Here is a 17,218-nt window from a genome sequence, read left to right as displayed (position 1 = left end):
AGTCTTGGTGTCTTGGCTACGAAACGCCGGGAGCGTGCAGCTCACCCGTCCGCGCCAGCCGCGCGTACCAGTGCGCGCTCGACTTGGGCGTGCGCTTCAGGGTGGCGTAGTCGACGTGGATCGCGCCGAACCGCTTGGCGTAGCCGTACGCCCACTCGAAATTGTCGAGCAGCGACCAGAGGAAGTAGCCGCGCACGTCCACCCCGGCGGCGATCGCCCGGTGCACGGCTTCGAGGTGCGCGTGGACGTACGCGGCGCGCTCCGGGTCGTGGACCGTGCCGTCCGGGCCGATCTCGTCCTCGTACGCCGCACCGTTCTCGCTGATGAGGAGAGGCAGGCCGGGATACCGGGCGGCGGTCCGGGTCAGCAGGTCGTACAGCGCGCTCGGGTCCACCGGCCAGCCCATCGCCGTACGTTCGCCCGGAGCCCGGTGGAAGGCGACGCGGTCCGCGCCGGGCCAGGGCGAGTGCTCGCTGTTGCCGTGGCCGTCGTCCTGCGGCTTCTGCGCGCCCTCCGCGACGTGCGAGACGACCGTCGGGGTGTAGTAGTTGACGGCCAGCAGGTCCAGGGGCTGGTGGATGGCGGCGGTGTCGCCGCCCCGGACGAAGGACCAGTCGGTCACGTGGGCGGTGTCCGCGAAGAGATCCTCGGGGTAGGCGCCCTCCAGCATCGGGCCGAGCCAGACCCGGTTGCCGACGGCGTCGATGCGGCGGGCCGCTTCCCGGTCCTCGGGCGAGGGCGTCAGGGGGCGGACCTCGTGGAGGTTGAGGGAGACCGCGAGCTGACCGTCCCGGGGCAGCGCGGCCCGCAGGGCCTGGACGGCGAGGCCGTGACCGAGGTTGAGGTGGTGGGCAGCGCGCAGGGCGGCGACCGGGTCGGTGCGGCCCGGGGCGTGGACCCCGGAACCGTAGCCGAGGAACGCACTGCACCAGGGCTCGTTGAGCGTGATCCAGCGCTTCACCCGGTCTCCCAGGGCGTCCGCGACGATTCCCGCGTACTCGGCGAACCGCCCGGCGGTCGGGCGCTCCGGCCAGCCGCCCGCGTCCTCCAGTTCCTGGGGCAGGTCCCAGTGGTAGAGGGTGAGGGCGGGCTCGATGCCGGCGGCGAGCAGCTCGTCGACGAGCCGGCGGTAGAAGTCCAGTCCCTGCTGGACGGCCGGACCCCGGCCGGTCGGCTGGACGCGGGACCAGGACACGGAGAACCGGTAGGCGCCCAGGCCGAGTTCGGACATCAGCCGGACGTCCTCGCGGAACCGGTGGTAGTGGTCCACCGCCACATCGCCGGTGTGGCCTTCGAAGACCTTCCCCGGGGTGTGCGAGAAGGTGTCCCAGATGGACGGGGTCCGGCCGCCCTCACGGGCGGCTCCCTCGATCTGGTACGCGGCGGTGGCCGTGCCCCACAGGAAGCCGGGCGGGAAAGAGCGGACGGCGGTGAGCGGCCGGGTCTCGGACGCGGTCATAGGAGAGCGCTCCCAACGCGAAGTGCGGATGCGGTGCGGACAGGGGGGTGAGCCGGTCAGTTCTTGACGGCGCCGGCCGTGATGCCGCCGACGATGTGCTTGCCGAGCACGGCGAAGACCAGCAGCAGCGGCAGCGTGGAGATGAGCGCGCCGGTCAGCACGACGGCCTGGTCGACGGTGTGATTGCCGGCGCCGAGGCCGGCCAGGGCGACCTGGAGGGTCGGGTTCCCGTCGGGGGTCAGCGCGATGAACGGCCAGAAGAAGTCGTTCCAGGCCTGGACGAAGACGAGCATCCCGAGGACCGCCATCGCGGGCCGGGCCACCGGGAACACCACGTGCCAGATGATGCGCAGACTGTGCGCGCCGTCCATGCGGGCCGCCTCCACCAGCTCCACCGGCAGTGCCTCGATGAGGTACTGGCGCATGAAGAACACGCCGAAGGCCGCGACCAGCGAGGGCAGGACGACCGACTGGAGCTGGTCGACCCAGCCGAGGCCGGTGATGATCTGGTAGAGCGGGATCACGCTGAGCTGCGGCGGGATCGTCATGGTCGCCACCACCAGCGCCAGCATGGCGCTCCGCCCCTTGAAGGGCAGCTTGGCGAAGGCGAAGCCGGCCAGGGTGGAGAACAGGACGGTGGACAGGGCCACGAGCCCGGCCACGATCGTGGTGTTGACCAGTGCCTCGCCCATGTCGACCTGGTTCCAGGCGAAGGACAGGTTGTCGAAGAGCCGGGGGCCGGGCAGCAGCGGGGCCGGGGCCTCGACCACGCGCTCGCCCGAATGGGAGGCGGCGACGAGGTTCCAGTACAGCGGGAAGAGCGAGACCAGCGCGGCCAGGACCAGCAGGACGTAGGTCAGCGGTCCCGCGTGGTGCTGACGGCCTGCCGCCGGGCGGAGCCGCCCGGCGCGCGGCACCCTGGCGGTGGTCGTGTCGAGTGTGCGGGCCATGAGGTCAGCTCCCCGGCTTCTTGCGGTTCCGGTTGCGGCCCCGGTCGCCGTTTCGGTTGCGGCTGCGGTTGCGGCCGCGGGAGATCAACGCCTGGACGCCGCCGATGAGCAGAAGGAGCAGCAGCATGACCCAGGCGATGGCGGAGGCCTGGCCCAGCGCGCCGGTGACCCACCCCTTCTCGTACATCAGCAGGCTCAGCGTCTGGAACTGGTTGCCGCTGCCACCGCTGATGCCGACGCTGCCGCCGAACAGCATCGGCTCGCCGAACAGCTGGGTGGCACCGATGGTGGAGACGACGATCGTGAAGAGGATCGTCGGCCGGATGGAGGGGATGGTGACGCTGAGGAACTGGCGCCAACGTGATGCCCCGTCCAGCGCCGCGGCCTCGTAGAGGTCCTGCGGTACGGCCTGCATCGCCGCCAGGTAGATGAGCGCGTTGTAGCCCGTCCAGCGCCACGTCACGATCGTCGAAATCGCGATCTGCGCGGGCCACTTGGAGGACTCCCAGGCGACCGGCTCGAAGCCGGACCAGCCCAGGGCCGTGTTGATCAGGCCGTAGTCCGTGTTGAACAGCTGGGCGAAGACGAGCGTCGCCGCCGCGATGGAGGTGGCGTACGGGGCGAGGACCGCGACCCGGAAGAACCCCCGGCCGCGGAGCTTGTAATTGAGCAGGTGCGCCAGGCCCAGGGCCATCAGCAGCTGGGGAACGGTCGAGATCACACCGATGGTGAAGGTGTTGGCGAGGGCGTTCCAGAAGAACTCGCTGGTCGCCAGGGAGCCGTAGTTCTCCAGCCCCTTCCACTGCGCGCTGCCGCCGAGCTCGACCCGGTGGAGGGAGAGCCAGCCCGTGTAGATCAGCGGGAAGAGGCCGAAGGCCGCGAAGGTGAGGAAGAAGGGGGCGATGAAGACGTACGGGACCGCCTTCAGGTCCAGGCGGTACAGCGCGCTGCGCCGGCTGCCGCCGCGGCCGGAAGGGTGCTTGCGGGAGCCGGGGGTGGAGGGCGGTGCGGTGGGCGGCGGGGGGCCGCCACCGGTCGCCCGTACGGAGGTGGCCACGGGGGCGGTCCTTCCGGGTCGATGCGTGACGTGGTGCGGACGGTGACGGCCCGCCACCCGAAGGCGGCGACGGGCCGGCACGGGCCCCCGCTACTGATCGATCTTGTCGTCGACCAGCTTCCTGACGTTCTCCCAGGCCTTTGCCGGGTCGGTGCCGCGCTGCTCGATGTCGAGGATGCCGTTGTCGGTGAGGAAGGTCTTCACCTGCCCGTCCCAGCGGCTGATCGGGGCGGGCGTGATGCCGGCCGCCGCCTCCGAGTAGATCCTGCCGACCGGGGTGTCGCCGAAGAACGGAAGCTTGGCGTCCTGCACCGCCGGGGAGGTGAGGGTGTCCTTGGAGGACGGGATGTTGCCGTTCACGCCGAAGACCTTGGCGTGCTGCGCCGGTGCGGTCAGCCAGGCGGCGAGCTCGGCCGCCTCCTTGGCGTGCTTGCCGGACTTCGGTACGGCGAGGAACGCGCCGCCCCAGTTCCCGGCCACGGGCGGCGCGGCGATGTCCCACTTCCCCTGGTTCTCGGCGCCCGCCTGGTCCTTGATGATGCCCGTCATCCAGCTCGGGCAGGCGACCGTGGCGAACGTCGAGTTCTTGAAGGCCGCGTTCCAGCTGCCCTTCTCGTCGAACTGCCGGAGCTTCGCGGTCAGTCCGCCCGTCGTCGCCGCCACGGCGGTAGCCCACGCCTTCTTCACACCGGGGCTGTTCTCGTAGTCCAGCTCGCCCTTGGCGTTGGCGTACTGCACCGGCTCGCTGGAGACCACGGCGTTGAACAGTCCGCTGGCCGAGTCGTGGAAGGCGGTCCCGGCCGGAGCGTTCTCCTTGTACGTCTCGCCGGCCTGCAGGAACTTCGCCCAGTCGCCCGCCCAGAGCTTGGCGACCTCGGTGCGATCGGTCGGCAGGCCGGCCTTGGCGAACAGGTCCTTGTTGTAGCAGATGGCCATCGGGCCGATGTCCGTGCCGAGGCCGATGACCTTGCCGTCGTCCGTGGTGGCCTGCTTGACCTTCCAGTCGAGGAACGCGCCGAGGTCGGCACCGCCCGTGGTGCCGAGGTCGACCCACTTGCCCGCCATGGCCGGCCCGGTCGCCTCCGCGATGTAGCCCACCTCCAGGGCCTGGATGTCCGCCAGGCCGCTGTTGCGGGAGAGGCGCAGTTTGAGCGTGTCCCAGTACTTCTGGCCGTCGGCGACGTTCGACTCTTCGATCTTGATGTGGGGGTGGGTCTTCTCGTATTCGGCGTAGAGCTTGGCCCCGGTCGTGTTGTCGTAGCCGAAGGAACCGAAGGTTCCGATCCGCAGCGTGATCTTCTCGCCGCCGGCCGCGTCGCCGGCCGCGCCGTCGTCGCCGTCACCGCCGCAGCCGGTGAGCAGGGCCGTACCGGTCGCGAAGACGGCGACCACGGCGATCGCGGTGCGGCGACTGCGTCTGCTGCTGGAAGTGCGCATTCCACTCTCCTCGTCCAAGGTGCGATGGGAGCGCTCCCACGTCGTTGCCGGAAGGTTGCTGCCTGGCGGGTGCGAGTGTCAAGAGATGAACGCGGATTCATTACGGGAAGGAGTTCGGCGGATATCGAGTCCCCGCTTTCCCGGGACTCCCGTCAGGTTCTGAAGGCGGCCATGGCATCGGGAGGCGGTCACGAGTAGTGTGGGAGCGCTCCCACTCCTCGGATCGGCGTACCGTAGTTCCGCGTGGGCCGGGGAGCGGATCCTCTGTCTTACCTGATCAGCCGCGACCTGGACCGGCGCGGAGCGCGATGTCGCACGAGGGGAGTTCGAGAGTCGTGACCGGACGGCACAACGGCAGACCCACCCTGGAAGAGGTCGCGGCCCTGGCCGGCGTCGGCCGGGGCACGGTCTCCCGGGTGATCAACGGTTCGCCACGGGTGAGTGAGCAGGCCAGAGACGCCGTCGCCCGCGCCGTCGCCGAGCTGGGATACGTACCCAATCAGGCGGCCAGGGCGCTGGCCGGCAGCCGTACCGACGCGGTCGCCCTCGTCATCCCGGAGACCGAGGCCCGGCTGTTCGCGGAGCCGTACTTCCTCGACCTCATCCGCGGGGTGAGCGCCGAGCTCGCCGAAGCGGACAAGCAGTTGCTGCTCACCCTGGTACGGACCGAGCCGGAGCGGCGGCGGTTCGAACAGTACCTGGCCACCCAGCGGGTCGACGGCGTGCTGCTGGCATCCGTCCACGGCGACGATCCGCTGCCCGACCGGATACGGGAGCTGGGGCTGCCGGTCGTCATGAACGGGCGGCGCTCGGAGGCCGAACCCATTGCGTACGTGGACTCCGACAACATCGGCGCGGGGCGGGCGGCCGTCGCCCACCTCGGGGGGCGCGGCCGGAGCAGGATCGCGACCATCAGCGGGCCGCTGGACATGTACGTGGCCCGCGCGCGGCTGGGCGGGTACCGCGCGGGCCTCACCGAGGCCGGACTCGTCCCCGACGAGTCGCTCGTGGCGACCGGGGACTTCACCGAGGACGGCGGCAGACGGGCGATGCGCGAGCTCCTGGAGCGCAGCCCCGACCTGGACGCGGTCTTCGCCGCCTCCGACGTGATGGCGGCCGGCGCCCGCGGTGTGCTGCGCGAGGCCGGGCGACGGGTCCCCGAGGACGTCGCCCTCGTCGGCGTCGACGACTCGGCGGTGGCCCGGCTGATGGATCCGCCCCTGACGAGCGTGCGCCAGCCGATCGAGGAGATGGGCCGCACGATGACCCGGCTGCTGCTCCAGAAGATCGCGGACACGTCCGGGGCCGGTTCCGCGGTGGCGGAGGAGCCGCGCCGGGTCCTTCCGACGGAGCTGGTCGTACGGGAATCCTCCTGAGGCACACGGCCGGAGCCGTACGGAACCCGCAGGCTCCGTACGGCTCACGTCCTCAAGCGCGGTGCGTCACAGTGCCGGGTGGGCGTTCTTCAGGAGTTCCTGGAACTGGGCCGGGAACCACTGGCCGGACAGGGGTGCGTTCGGGAGGGAGCCCGACATGCTGTTGCCGTTGCGGGGGTTCCCGGTGTAGGTCGGGTCGCACATCCGGTCGAAGCCCTTGCCCTCGTCGTTCGGGATCTCCCTGCTGGAGCCGTCGGACTCGCCCGGCGGCTTCATCCACACGTAGGCGTCGATGCCCGCGGCCGGAGCGGCCTGGGGCCGTTCGCCGAGACCGGCGCCGGACTGGTTGCACCAGTTGCCGAGGTGGATGCGCCGGTCGTAGCGGCCGCCGTTGACGTACGTGTCGACGTTGGTCGGCGCGCCGGGTCCGGTCGGCCGGGCCGTGCCGCCCCAGCCGTTGCGGGAGGTGTCGATCAGCATGCCGAGGCTCGGGTCGAAGCCCAGTGAGACCAGCTTGGCCCGCATGGCCCGGGCGTACGACAGTTCGTCCGTGTACCGGTTCCAGTCGACCCACTTCGACTGGCGTACGGACGTGCCGTTGACGGAGTCCTCGATCTTGAAGTGGTCCTCCTTGAGCGCGCTGTAGTTGGCGGTGTTGACGATGAAGCCGTGGACCTTGGAGACCGTGGAGCCCTCGGCGGTGGCGGCCTGCTTGAACAGCTCGGCGGATGCGCCGAAGTTGTCGTCCCAGCCGAGCCAGCCGTGGTGGCCGGCGTCCACGTAGTTGTAGACGTTGCCGATCGAGCCGAGCTTGTTCAGCGCGTAGCCGACGCCGGTGATGTAGTTGCCGTTCGCCTTCATCACGTCGCAGTCGGCGGTGGCCGTGGGGCGGCCGGAGACGTTGGTGACCAGGTTGGGGAGCGAGTCGATCTCGACGGTGGTGACGATCCTGAGTCCGGCGTACTTGGGGTCGGCGAGGATCGCGGCGATGGGGTCGATGTACTCGGTCTTGTAGCGGCCGATCTCGGTCGGGCCGAGTTCGCCGTTGGAGGCGAGCGCGGCACAGTCCCGCCCCGGCAGGTTGTAGATCACCAGCTGTACGACGAGCTCGCCGCTGCCCTTCTGTGCCAGGGCCGCGTCGAGGTGGGCGCGCAGACCCATGCCGCCGTTCACGCCCCGGATGGCGGCGATGCGGTCCAGCCAGACGCCGGTGGGCTGGTTCGACACCTTGGTGCCGCCCGCCTCGGCGGCGGCCTTCGCGGACCACTCGGGGTTCACGTACACCTTGGCGCCGGCGTACGGGTTGTCGGCCTTGCTGCCGGACGGCGGCGGGGTCGTCGGTGGCGTGGTGGGCGGTGTCGTCGGGGGAGTGGTCGGCGGATCGGTCGGCTGGGTGGCACCGTTGCAGGTGACGCCGTTGAGCTTGAAGGTCGCGGGGACGGCGTTCGTTCCGCTGTACGAGCCGTTGAAGCCGAAGGACGTCGAACCGCCCGTGGCCAGCGACCCGTTGTAGGACACGTTCCTGGCGGTGACGGCCGTACCGGACTGGGTGATGGCGGCGTTCCAGCCCTGGGTGACCTTCTGGTCGCCCCCGTAGGACCACTCCAGGGCCCAGGAGGCCACGGGGTCACCGGTGTTGGTGACGGTCACATTGGCACCGAACCCGGTGCTCCACTGGCTGGTGACCCGGTACTCGACTGTGCAGCCGGCGGTTGCGGCACCGGCGGCGGTGCCGAACACGGTGGCGGTGGCGCCGGCGGCCGTGACGAGACCGAGGGCCGCCAGCAGGGCCGTGCGGCTGGTGGTGCGGCTGGTGTTGCGGTTGGTCGTGCGGGGGATTGCGCGGGGAGTTGTGCGGCTCATTTCGTGGGGCCTTTCAGTTCAGGGCGCGCAGGTGGTCGCGCAGCCCGACGCCGAATGAGGTGGGGGTGCCGTCGTAGGAGGTGATCAGAGCCGGACCGGAGTTGCAGTTCCAGGTGTTCCAGGTCCAGCCCAGATACGAGAGGGCGCGGGCGTCGAACCACGCCATGACGCGGTCGATGAACGCGTGTCCGCAGGTGTTCTCGCCGATCTCGCCCGCCACCAGCGGGACCCGGGCGGCGACCGGTGCGAGGGTCGAGTCCCAACACGCCTCGTTGGAACAGGTGTTGAAGTTGTAGACGTGCCAGGCCGCGGCCAGATTGCCCGTCGGGTCGGTGGGGGAGTGGGTGAGCCACTGGCTCAGGTCGTTGGAGTACGCGATGCCTGGGACGAGTACGAGATTGCGGGCGCCGGTCGCACGGACGGCGTCCAGCAGGTCCTGCATGCCGGCGACCTCGTAGCCGATGCCGGGGCACGTGCCGCCGTCGCGCCAGCAGGTCCACGCCTGCGCGGTGGTGGGGGTCGCCCGGTCCGGATAGGGCTCGTTGAACAGGTCGAAGACGACCCGACGGTCGTTCTTGAAGGTGTTCGCCACCGAGGTCCAGAACGCCGGGGTGTACCGGGCGTTCGGCATCGGCTTCTGGCAGGACGCGTGGACATCGGCGCAACCCGAGGAGTTGCCGGTGTACTGGCCGTACGTCCAGTGCAGTTCGACGACCGGGGTCATGCCGTGCGCGAGAACCCGGTCGACCAGGCCCTTGACCGCGTGGACGTAGTTCGCGCCCCGGTACTCGGGTTTGATGTTGTCGAGGCCGAGCCAGCACTCCTCGTTGAGGGGGACGCGGACGGTGTTGGCCTTCCAGTCGGCGATGGCGCGCACCGAGGCGTCGTCGACGGGACCGTCGAAGATGCCGTGGCCCTGGACGCACATGAACTCGCCCCCGGAGCGGTTGACGCCGAGGAGGCGCCGGGTGGCGCCCTTTTGGTCGGTCAGACGGTTGCCGATGACGCTCAGTTCGGGCGCCCCGGAGACGGGGTCGGGGGGACCGGTCGGGTCGGTGGGTGTGGGCGTGGGTGTGGGCGTCGGGGTCGAGGTCGGATTGGTGGGACCCGGCTCCTGGTTGCAGGCCGCGCCGTTGAGCGTGAAGGTGCTGGGGGTGCTGTTGCTGCCCGACCAGGACGCGAGGAAGCCGGCGGTGACGCTCGCACCCGTGCCGACCGACCCGTTCCAGTTCTCGTTCACCGCCGTGGCGGTCGTCCCGGACTGGGACCACTTGGCGCCCCAGCCCTGACTGATCTTCTGGCCGTCGGGTAAGTCGAAGCCCAGGCTCCAACCACTCAACGCGGCACTGTTGTTGGTGACGGTGACGGACCCCTGGAAGCCGCCGGCCCAGGAGCCGACGACGGAGTACTGCACGGTGCAGACGGGTGCGGCCGCGGATCCTGAGGCCGTACCGACCACGGCGAGAGCGGTGCTCGCAAAGGTGAGCGCTGCTCCGGCGAGCAGCGCGGACAGGCGTGGGGGATGTCGCATGAGCGACTCCTTGCAGCGAGGGCGCGCTCTGACGGCGCGCCGACTGACGGAATCGCTCCCACTGGTTGGGCCAGACCGTAGCGGCAACCGACGCCAAGCAAAAGAGGAGTTGGCCAAATTGGCCACGGGAATGCCTTCGACTCTTCGCGCACTTGACGCCGTTGGATCCCGTCTGCACAGTGGGAGCGCTCCCACTGGTTCAGAGCTTGTGCTCACGCCCTTCGCACGCCCCACCTCCCCGAGCCGCGAGGAGAACCATCGGCATGCCGGAACGCCCACCACCGGATCGATCCGCGAGGGCCTTCACCGGGCCGGTCCGTGGACCTCCTCCGGTGGCGCCGCCGTGCGTGTAGCCGCCAGGAGGCGGGGAGTCGCCCCGCCCGGAGCCGGTGGAGGCGACGGTTGGGAGCGGTGAACACCGGGCAGTCGCCGACCATGAGCGTTGCAGAGGCCGCCGTGGAACGCGGGAGGATGCCCGGACAGGACGCGCTGGCCGACCCGGCGCATGGGGTGGGCGTCGCGTCCGTATCGTCCGACGCGGACCGGGCGGATGACGTACGACGGTCCGCCCGGTGGCTGGCGGACACCCTGCGCCGGACCGGCTTCCCGCGGGCGGAGGTCTGGGAAACGGATGGCCTTCCGGCCGTCTTCGGCTGTTGGCCGGCCGCCGATCCGGGCGCACCGGTCCTGCTCGTCTCCAGCCACCACGACGTGCATGCGGCCGATCCCTGACCCGCCCTTCCGTCGAGGTCGCCCGGCTCACGTCCGGCCGTACCGATGCTCCCGCGCTCGGCGGGGCCGCCCCCGCCGCGCAACTCGCCCGGGCTTGCGACGCGCCCGTGCTCTTCTTCGGGACGGGACTCCCCGGGGACCGCTGGCACGGCCCCGAGGAGAGGACGGAGATCCGAGCCCTTCGCCTCGGTGTCCGTGTGCTGGCCCGGTTCCTCGGGGAACTGGCATCGGAGCCCGGCCGCTGACGGGGCGTCGGTGCCCTCGCCGAGTGCCTGAAGCCGGGGGACCGGGTCCCCACCACCGCCGCGGAGACGGGTGAGAAACACCCGGGCTCCGTTTGAGAACGGAGGCCGCCCGGTCATGGCTGAAGCGTTCAACAGACCGTCCCCTGGGAGAGAAGATGACCACGAAGCACACCACCCCGGCCCCGGAGCCGGGCGAAGGCGGCCTGCCGGGCAAGCCGGGCCCGGTGTCCCCGCCCGTGGCCGAGCCGACACAGCCCGCGGAGCCCCTCCCGCCGAAGGCGGACCAGGAAGGGCCGGAGACCGTGAGTCCCACCGGTCAGGCCACCGGGGCGGAGCAGGCGCGCATGGCGCAGAGCGGCGCGCACCTCACCACCGCCCAGGGGGCACGGCTCTACGACAGCGACCACTCCCTCAAGGCGGGGGCCCGGGGGCCGGTCCTGCTCCAGGACCACCATTTGCGCGAGAAGATCACCCACTTCGACCACGAACGGATCCCGGAGCGGGTGGTCCACGCCCGCGGTGCGGCGGCCCACGGCATCTTCCAGGGTTACGGCACCGCCGGAGAGGTGACGCGGGCCGCCTTCCTCGCGAAGGACGTGGAGACGCCCGTCTTCGTGCGGTTCTCCACCGTCCTCGGCTCGCGCGGTTCGTCGGACACGGTGCGCGACACACGGGGCTTCGCGACGAAGTTCTACACCGACGAGGGCACCTTCGACCTGGTGGGGAACAACATCCCGGTGTTCTTCATCCAGGACGCGATCAAGTTCCCCGACATCATCCACGCCGGCAAGCCGCACCCCGACCGGGAGGTGCCCCAGGCCCAGAGCGCGCACGACACGTTCTGGGACTTCGTGTCCCTGCACACCGAGGCCACCCACCACACCCTCTGGAACATGTCCGACCGCGGGATCCCCCGCTCCTACCGGATGATGGAGGGCTTCGGCGTCCACACCTTCCGCCTGGTCAACACGGCCGGTGACACCACTCTGGTGAAGTTCCACTGGAAGCCGAAGCTGGGCGTGCACTCCCTGGTCTGGGAGGAGGCCCAGCTGATCAACGGGATGGACCCCGACTTCCACCGACGGGACCTCTACGACGCCATCGAATCCGGCGCGTACCCGCAGTGGGAACTGGGCATCCAGGTCTTCCCCGACACCGCCGACCAGACGTTCGAGGGCATCGACCTCCTCGACCCGACGAAGATCGTCCCGGAGGAGCTCGCTCCCGTGCAGCCCATCGGGCTCATGACCCTGAACGCGAACACCAAGAACTACTTCGCCGAAACGGAACAGGTCGCCTTCCACCCCGGCCACCTCGTGCCCGGCATCGACGTCACCGACGACCCGCTCCTCGCCGGCCGGCTCTTCTCCTACCTCGACACCCAGATCAGCCGGCTGGGCGGCCCGAACTTCGCCCAGATTCCCATCAACCGGCCGCACGCCCCCGTCAACGACATGTTCCGCGACGGCATGCACCAGACCGCCGTACACACCGGCGTGTCTCCCTACCGGCCCAACAGCCTCGACGGAGGCTGCCCCTTCCTCGCCGGCGCCGACACGAGCGCCTTCATCGAGACACCCGTGAAGGTCCCGGCGGCGAGCAAGGTCCGTGAGGCGCCCACCTCGTTCTCGGACCACTTCACTCAGCCCCGGCTGTTCTGGCTCAGCCTGACCCCGCCGGAGCGCGAGCACGTCATCGCGGCCTATACCTTCGAACTGGGCAAGTGCTACGAGCAGGCCATCAAGGAACGCACCCTGAAGGTCCTGGCCAACATCGACCCGCAGCTGTGCGAAAAGGTCGCCGAAGGCCTCGGCCTGCCGGCACCGGCCCCCACCGTCCCCCTCGACGCGGTCGATCCCAGCCCTGCCCTCTCGCAGCTGGGGCAGACCTGGCCCGTCGACGGACGGGTGGTCGGCATCGTCGCCGATGCCGCAGCCGACCTGGACGGCGTCCGGAACGTGCGACAAGCCGTCCTGGACGCGGGCATGGTGCCGCTCGTCATCGCCCCGACCGGCGGCACCCTGAGTCCCGACGGTGACCCGATCCCCGTCCAGCGGACCTTCGCCACCGCCCGCTCCGTCGAATTCGACGCCCTCCTGTTCGCCGGCGCGCCCGGGCCGGGCTCCGACGCCAACGGCGCCCGGGACGCGAAAGCCGGCGTGCCCGCGCCGCAGGGACCCGATCCCCGCGTCGTGCTCCTGCTGACCGAGGCCTACCGCCATGGCAAGGCCCTCGGCGGCTGGAACGGCGCGGACCGGCTGTTGGGGGTCGTCGGCGTCGGCGCGGACGGCCCTGGCATCGCCCTCGGCGAGGACGGTACGACGGTCGTGGGGGCCGTCGCCGCCGCCCTGGCCGAGCACCGGGCCTGGGACAGGTTCCCGCCCGGCGCCTGATCCCGGCAAGGACGCCGGGAAACGGGCCCACCCCGACCGTGGCGGTGGGCCCGGTCGCCCTGCTGCGCCGGGCGCCGGGACCGCCCCCGGTGCTCAGCCCGAGACGGCCTCGGCCCAGCCGCGGTTGACGGTCCCTCGCGCCTTCTCCGTCTGCGCCTCCGTCGGAAACGTCGGAGTGCCCTCGACCGTCGGCAGTTTCTCCGCGGCGGCCTTGTCGAGGGTGCCGTCCTTCTCCATGGCGTCCATGAGGACGGGGCGGGCGTAGGCGCCGAGCCGGATGTTCTGGCCTTCCGGGCTGAAGAGGTACTCCTGCCACAGGCGTGCCGCCGCGGGGTGCGGGGCGTCCTTGTTCACCGCGCTCGCGTAGTACTGGGCGAAGCTGCCGTCGAAGGGGATGGCGGTCCGCCAGTCGACGTCCGTGCCCTTCGCGCGGAATTCGTCGGCGTATCCGAGGTTGAGGAAGTCCCAGTCGATGCTGATCGGCGTCCGGCCCTCCGCGATCGTGGCCGGGGTGGATTCGACCGGGATGAAGTTGCCGTTCCTGCTGAGCTCGGCGAAGAAGTCGATGCCGGGCTGGATGTCGTCGAAGGAACCCCCGTTCGCCAGGGCCGCCGCGTACACCCCGGCGAAGGCGGAGCCGGACTTGGTGGGGTTGCCGTTGAGCGCGACCTTGCCCTTGTACTCGGGTTTGCGCAGGTCGGCGAAGGTCGCGGGGCAGGGCCTGACGCGCTTGGCGTCACAGCCGATCGAGATGTAACCGCCGTAGTTGTTGTACCAGCGGGCCCGGTGGTCCTTCTGCTCCTCGGGGATCTCGTCGTACGCGGCGACCTCGTACGGAGCGAGCAGGCCCTGCCGGGCAGCGGACTGCGCGAACGAGCCCCCCACGTCGATCACGTCGGGGGCCCGGCCTCCGCCCCGGTGCTCCTTCAGGGCGTTGATCTCGTCCTGGCTGGTGCCTTCCGGGTTCTCCACCACGACCTTGATCCCGTACTTCTTCTCGAATCCGTCGATCAGTGCGCCGTAGTTGGCCCAGTCGCGCGGGAGCGCGATCGTGTTGAGCGTGCCCTCCTCCTTCGCCGCCGTGGTCAGTGCCGCCATGCCGCCGGCGTCCGCGGCGGAGGTGGCCACCGCGGGTGCTCTGGGGGCGGCGGTGGGCTTGTCTCCGCAGGCGCCGAGGGGCGCCGCCGCGAGGGCCAGGCAGGCGGCGACGGAGGCTGTCCGGAGACGGGGTACGGGCACAAAGGCTCCATAACGGGCGGTCGCGTACTGATCGAGGCCAGCGTACGTTCGGCGGCCTCGGCGGCGCAGTCCCAGACACGGTGGTGTCCGCGGTCTTCCCCGCGGCTGCCGTACCGGCGCGTTCTCAGAACCCCTCGTCGTCCCACCCGGCCAGGAGTGCCTCCCCGAGATCCATCGCGGGCGGTGCGGCCCCGTCGTGGAGGGCCTGCTCACTCCAGATGATCTTGCCGCGGGCGGTGTAGCGGGTGCCCCAGCGCTCGGCGAACTGCGCGACGAGGAACAGGCCGCGGCCGCCCTCGTCGGTGGCCTCGGCCCGGCGCATGTGCGGGGAGGTGCTGGACCCGTCGGAGACCTCGCAGATCAGGCTGCGGTCGTACAGCAGCCTCACCCGGATGGGCTCGGTGCCGTAGCGGATGGCGTTGGTTATCAGCTCGCTGAGGATGAGTTCCGTGGTGAAGGCGATGTCCTCCAGGCCCCAGTCCGCCAGCCGGCGGGCGCAGGCGTTGCGCACCGGGGACACCGCCGCAGGGTCGGGGGGCACGTCCCACTCGGCGATCCGAGAGGGGTCCAGTCGGCGGGTGCGCGCCACCAGCAGCGCGACGTCGTCGCCGGGCCTGGTGGGCAGCATCGCGTCGATCACCACGGTGCAGGTTTCCTCCGGGGTGCGGGCGGGCCCGGTCAGGGCGGCGCGCAGCGTTGCCAGGCCCGTGTCCGGATCGCGGTCGCGGCTCTCGATCAGCCCGTCGGTGAAGAGTGCCAGCCGGGAGCCTTCGGGCAGGGTGACCGTCATGGTCTCCATGGGCAGGCCCTCGCCCAGGCCCAGCGGCGGGGAGACCGGCACTTCGGGGAAGGACACCGTTCCGTCGGGGAGGATCAGAGCGGGGCCCGGATGCCCGGCGGTGGCGGCCGTCACCTGCCCCGAGACGGGATCGTAGATGGCGCACAGGCAGGTGGCCCCGGTGATCCCCTGCCACTCCTGCTCGTCGGTGTCGATGTGGGCGACCAGCTCGTCCAGGTGGCTCAGGAGTTCGTCCGGGGGCAGGTCGAGGGTGGAGAAGTTGTACACGGCGGTGCGCAGGCGGCCCATGGTGGCGGCGGCGTGGAGACCGTGGCCGACGACGTCGCCGACCACCAGGGCCACCCGGGCGCCGGGCAGCGGGATGACATCGAACCAGTCACCGCCCACCCCGGCCTGGGCGGCCAGGTAGCGGTGCGCGACCTCGACGGCGGACTGCTCCGGTACGCCCCGGGGCAGCAGGCTGCGCTGCAGGGTGACGGCCATGGTGTGCTCGCGGGTGTAGCGGCGGGCGTTGTCGACGGACAGTGCCGCCCGGGCGGTCAGCTCCTCGGCGAAAGACACGTCTTCCTCGTCGAACGGCGGGGAGTCCTGCCCCCGCCAGTAGCCGGCCATCCCCAGCACCACGCCACGGGCCCGCAGGGGCACGACGATCAGGGAGTGGATGCCGCGGTCCAGGATCTGCAGGGCGTTGGCCTGGTCCTGGGCCCGCCAGCGGTGGGTGGCGTGCAGGTCGGCCTCCAGGACCGCATGGCCGCCGGCCAGCCCGGCGGCCATGGGACCGGTGGGGGCGAACCGGATCAGCTCGCCGACGGGGGTGAGCGGGTGGTCGCCCTGGAGGCCGACGACGGCGGTGCGTCGCATCTCGGTGCTCGTTTCGGGCGGCTCCTCGCCGCGGAGCACCGGGTCCAGCAGGTCGATCGTGACCACGTCGGCGAATCGTGGGACCGCCACCTCCGCCAGTTCCTCCGCGGTGCGCTCCACGTTCAGCGTGGTTCCGACCTGCACCCCCGCGTCGTAGAGCAATTTCAGCCGCTCGCGGGCCACCTCGGCCCGGCCGGAGAGTGCCCGCAGCTCGGTGGTGTCCCGCAGCGTGACGACGGTCCCGGCCTGCCCGTAGGGGGCGGTGGGCCGGATGTTCACCGCCAGCAGCCGGTCGCCTGCCATGTGCAGCTCGTCGGTCGCGGAACGGCCCGATGCGATCGGGTCGGCGATCCCCTCCTCCAGTCCCAGGTCCGTGACGGGGAGCCCTTCCGCGTCCACCGGCAGATCCAGCAGCCGCCGCGCCTCGTCATTGGCCAGCAGCAGCCGTCCGCCGCCGCCGACGATCAGTACGCCCTCTCGCACCGCGTGCAGCACCGCGTCGTGGTGCTCGTACATCCTCGTCATCTCGGCCGGTCCCAGGCCGTGGGTCCGGCGCAGCAGCCGACGGCTCACCAGAGCCGTCCCGCCCGCGGACACGGCCAGCACCGCGGCCGCGCTGCCGAGGACGACCGGCAGCTGCCGGTTCACCATGCTCTGGACGTTCTGGACCGTGACCGGGGCCGAGACGACGGCGATGACGGAGCCGTCGGAGTCCTTGACCGGGACCACCGAGACCACGGACCGCCCCAGGGACCCTTCGAACGTCTCGGTGAAGGACTTGCCGGCCGCCGCCCCGGCGAACGGACCGACCACGTGTTTCCCGATCTGCTCCGGGTCGCTGTGGGTGAGGGTGACCCCGTCGAGGGTGTACACGTTGATGCCGTCGACCCCGGCGATCTTCCGGGCCGCCTCGGCGCTCGGCTGGAGCACCGCGCTCGGATCGGGGCTGCGCAGGGCCGCGACGATTCCCGGGGATTGCGCGAACGTTCCGGCGGCGGCGAGCGTACGGTGCCGGGCGTCCAGCATGCCGGCGCTCCGCGCCTGCACCACGAGGGCCACCACCGCTGCGGCGACGAGAAGCACCACGACGGCCAGCTGAAGGAGGAACACCTCGCCGGCCACGCTGCGCACGCTCAGCAGGGAGGACAGACGCTGGGGCCGCCGTCCACGGAGGTCGCCCATACCTCATTTTCTAACGTCCGTGGGCCGTCGGCAGCGGGGAGCGACGGTCGCCGGGCAGTGGCGGTCACCGGTGCCGGCAGCGACCGGACGCCCG

Annotated in this window: 10 protein-coding genes and 1 pseudogene; 3 read left to right on the top strand and 8 right to left on the bottom strand. The window is 70.9% G+C overall.

The window, feature by feature from the left end; all coding sequences use genetic code 11:
* Positions 1–16 precede the first annotated feature (16 nt).
* From AB0447_RS05740 to AB0447_RS05725, 4 genes are all read right to left on the bottom strand, one after another.
* Positions 17–1,459, bottom strand: coding sequence for a GH1 family beta-glucosidase (locus tag AB0447_RS05740; RefSeq protein WP_366475205.1), 1,443 nt, complete (start codon positions 1,457–1,459; stop codon positions 17–19).
* A gap of 56 nt (positions 1,460–1,515) precedes the next feature.
* Positions 1,516–2,409 carry a carbohydrate ABC transporter permease gene (locus AB0447_RS05735; RefSeq protein WP_366475204.1) on the bottom strand — a complete coding sequence of 298 codons (894 nt, stop codon included), beginning with the start codon at positions 2,407–2,409 and terminating at the stop codon, positions 1,516–1,518.
* Positions 2,410–2,413: 4 nt separating this feature from the next.
* Positions 2,414–3,466, bottom strand: coding sequence for a sugar ABC transporter permease (locus AB0447_RS05730; RefSeq protein ID WP_366475203.1), 1,053 nt, complete (start codon positions 3,464–3,466; stop codon positions 2,414–2,416).
* A gap of 90 nt (positions 3,467–3,556) precedes the next feature.
* The gene (locus AB0447_RS05725; protein WP_366475202.1) at positions 3,557–4,903 is read right to left on the bottom strand and encodes an ABC transporter substrate-binding protein; all 1,347 of its coding nucleotides are present in this window, start codon (positions 4,901–4,903) and stop codon (positions 3,557–3,559) included.
* Positions 4,904–5,211: 308 nt separating this feature from the next.
* Between AB0447_RS05725 and AB0447_RS05720 the strand changes: the two genes are divergently transcribed.
* Complete coding sequence (locus tag AB0447_RS05720; protein WP_366475201.1) at positions 5,212–6,279, top strand: LacI family DNA-binding transcriptional regulator; 1,068 nt, start codon at positions 5,212–5,214, stop codon at positions 6,277–6,279.
* Positions 6,280–6,345: 66 nt separating this feature from the next.
* On the opposite strand, the gene AB0447_RS05715 is transcribed toward AB0447_RS05720, so the two are convergent.
* Positions 6,346–8,142, bottom strand: a complete 1,797-nt coding sequence (locus tag AB0447_RS05715) for a glycoside hydrolase family 6 protein (RefSeq protein ID WP_366475200.1) — start codon at positions 8,140–8,142, stop codon at positions 6,346–6,348.
* A 13-nt stretch (positions 8,143–8,155) separates the two neighbouring features.
* The gene (locus AB0447_RS05710) at positions 8,156–9,673 is read right to left on the bottom strand and encodes a cellulase family glycosylhydrolase (RefSeq protein ID WP_366475199.1); all 1,518 of its coding nucleotides are present in this window, start codon (positions 9,671–9,673) and stop codon (positions 8,156–8,158) included.
* Positions 9,674–10,144: 471 nt separating this feature from the next.
* Here AB0447_RS05710 and AB0447_RS05705 point away from each other — a divergent pair.
* Together AB0447_RS05705 and AB0447_RS05700 are read left to right on the top strand one after the other, a co-directional pair.
* A pseudogene (locus tag AB0447_RS05705) lies at positions 10,145–10,387 on the top strand (peptidase M20); the annotation flags it as partial.
* A gap of 418 nt (positions 10,388–10,805) precedes the next feature.
* Positions 10,806–13,043, top strand: a complete 2,238-nt coding sequence (locus AB0447_RS05700; protein ID WP_366475198.1) for a catalase — start codon at positions 10,806–10,808, stop codon at positions 13,041–13,043.
* Between the two features lie 93 nt (positions 13,044–13,136).
* Here AB0447_RS05700 and AB0447_RS05695 read toward each other — a convergent pair whose 3' ends face one another.
* Together AB0447_RS05695 and AB0447_RS05690 are read right to left on the bottom strand one after the other, a co-directional pair.
* On the bottom strand, positions 13,137–14,282 hold the full coding sequence (locus tag AB0447_RS05695; protein WP_366475197.1) for an extracellular solute-binding protein: 1,146 nt from the start codon (positions 14,280–14,282) through the stop codon (positions 13,137–13,139).
* A gap of 124 nt (positions 14,283–14,406) precedes the next feature.
* Entirely contained in the window at positions 14,407–17,124 is a 2,718-nt protein-coding gene (locus AB0447_RS05690) for a SpoIIE family protein phosphatase (RefSeq protein WP_366475196.1), read from the bottom strand.
* Positions 17,125–17,218: the final 94 nt, after the last annotated feature.

It is taken from the genome of Streptomyces sp. NPDC051211 (genome assembly GCF_040689505.1).
Lineage (GTDB): Bacteria > Actinomycetota > Actinomycetes > Streptomycetales > Streptomycetaceae > Streptomyces.
This window is presented reverse-complemented; position numbering and strand designations above follow the sequence as displayed.

Coding starts and splice junctions, on each gene's coding strand:
- AB0447_RS05720 (WP_366475201.1), top strand. CDS start 5,212: ATGTCGCACGAGGGGAGTTCGAGAGTCGTGACCGGACGGCACAACGGC.
- AB0447_RS05740 (WP_366475205.1), bottom strand. CDS start 1,459: ATGACCGCGTCCGAGACCCGGCCGCTCACCGCCGTCCGCTCTTTCCCG.
- AB0447_RS05710 (WP_366475199.1), bottom strand. CDS start 9,673: ATGCGACATCCCCCACGCCTGTCCGCGCTGCTCGCCGGAGCAGCGCTC.
- AB0447_RS05690 (WP_366475196.1), bottom strand. CDS start 17,124: ATGGGCGACCTCCGTGGACGGCGGCCCCAGCGTCTGTCCTCCCTGCTG.
- AB0447_RS05735 (WP_366475204.1), bottom strand. CDS start 2,409: ATGGCCCGCACACTCGACACGACCACCGCCAGGGTGCCGCGCGCCGGG.
- AB0447_RS05725 (WP_366475202.1), bottom strand. CDS start 4,903: ATGCGCACTTCCAGCAGCAGACGCAGTCGCCGCACCGCGATCGCCGTG.
- AB0447_RS05700 (WP_366475198.1), top strand. CDS start 10,806: ATGACCACGAAGCACACCACCCCGGCCCCGGAGCCGGGCGAAGGCGGC.
- AB0447_RS05715 (WP_366475200.1), bottom strand. CDS start 8,142: ATGAGCCGCACAACTCCCCGCGCAATCCCCCGCACGACCAACCGCAAC.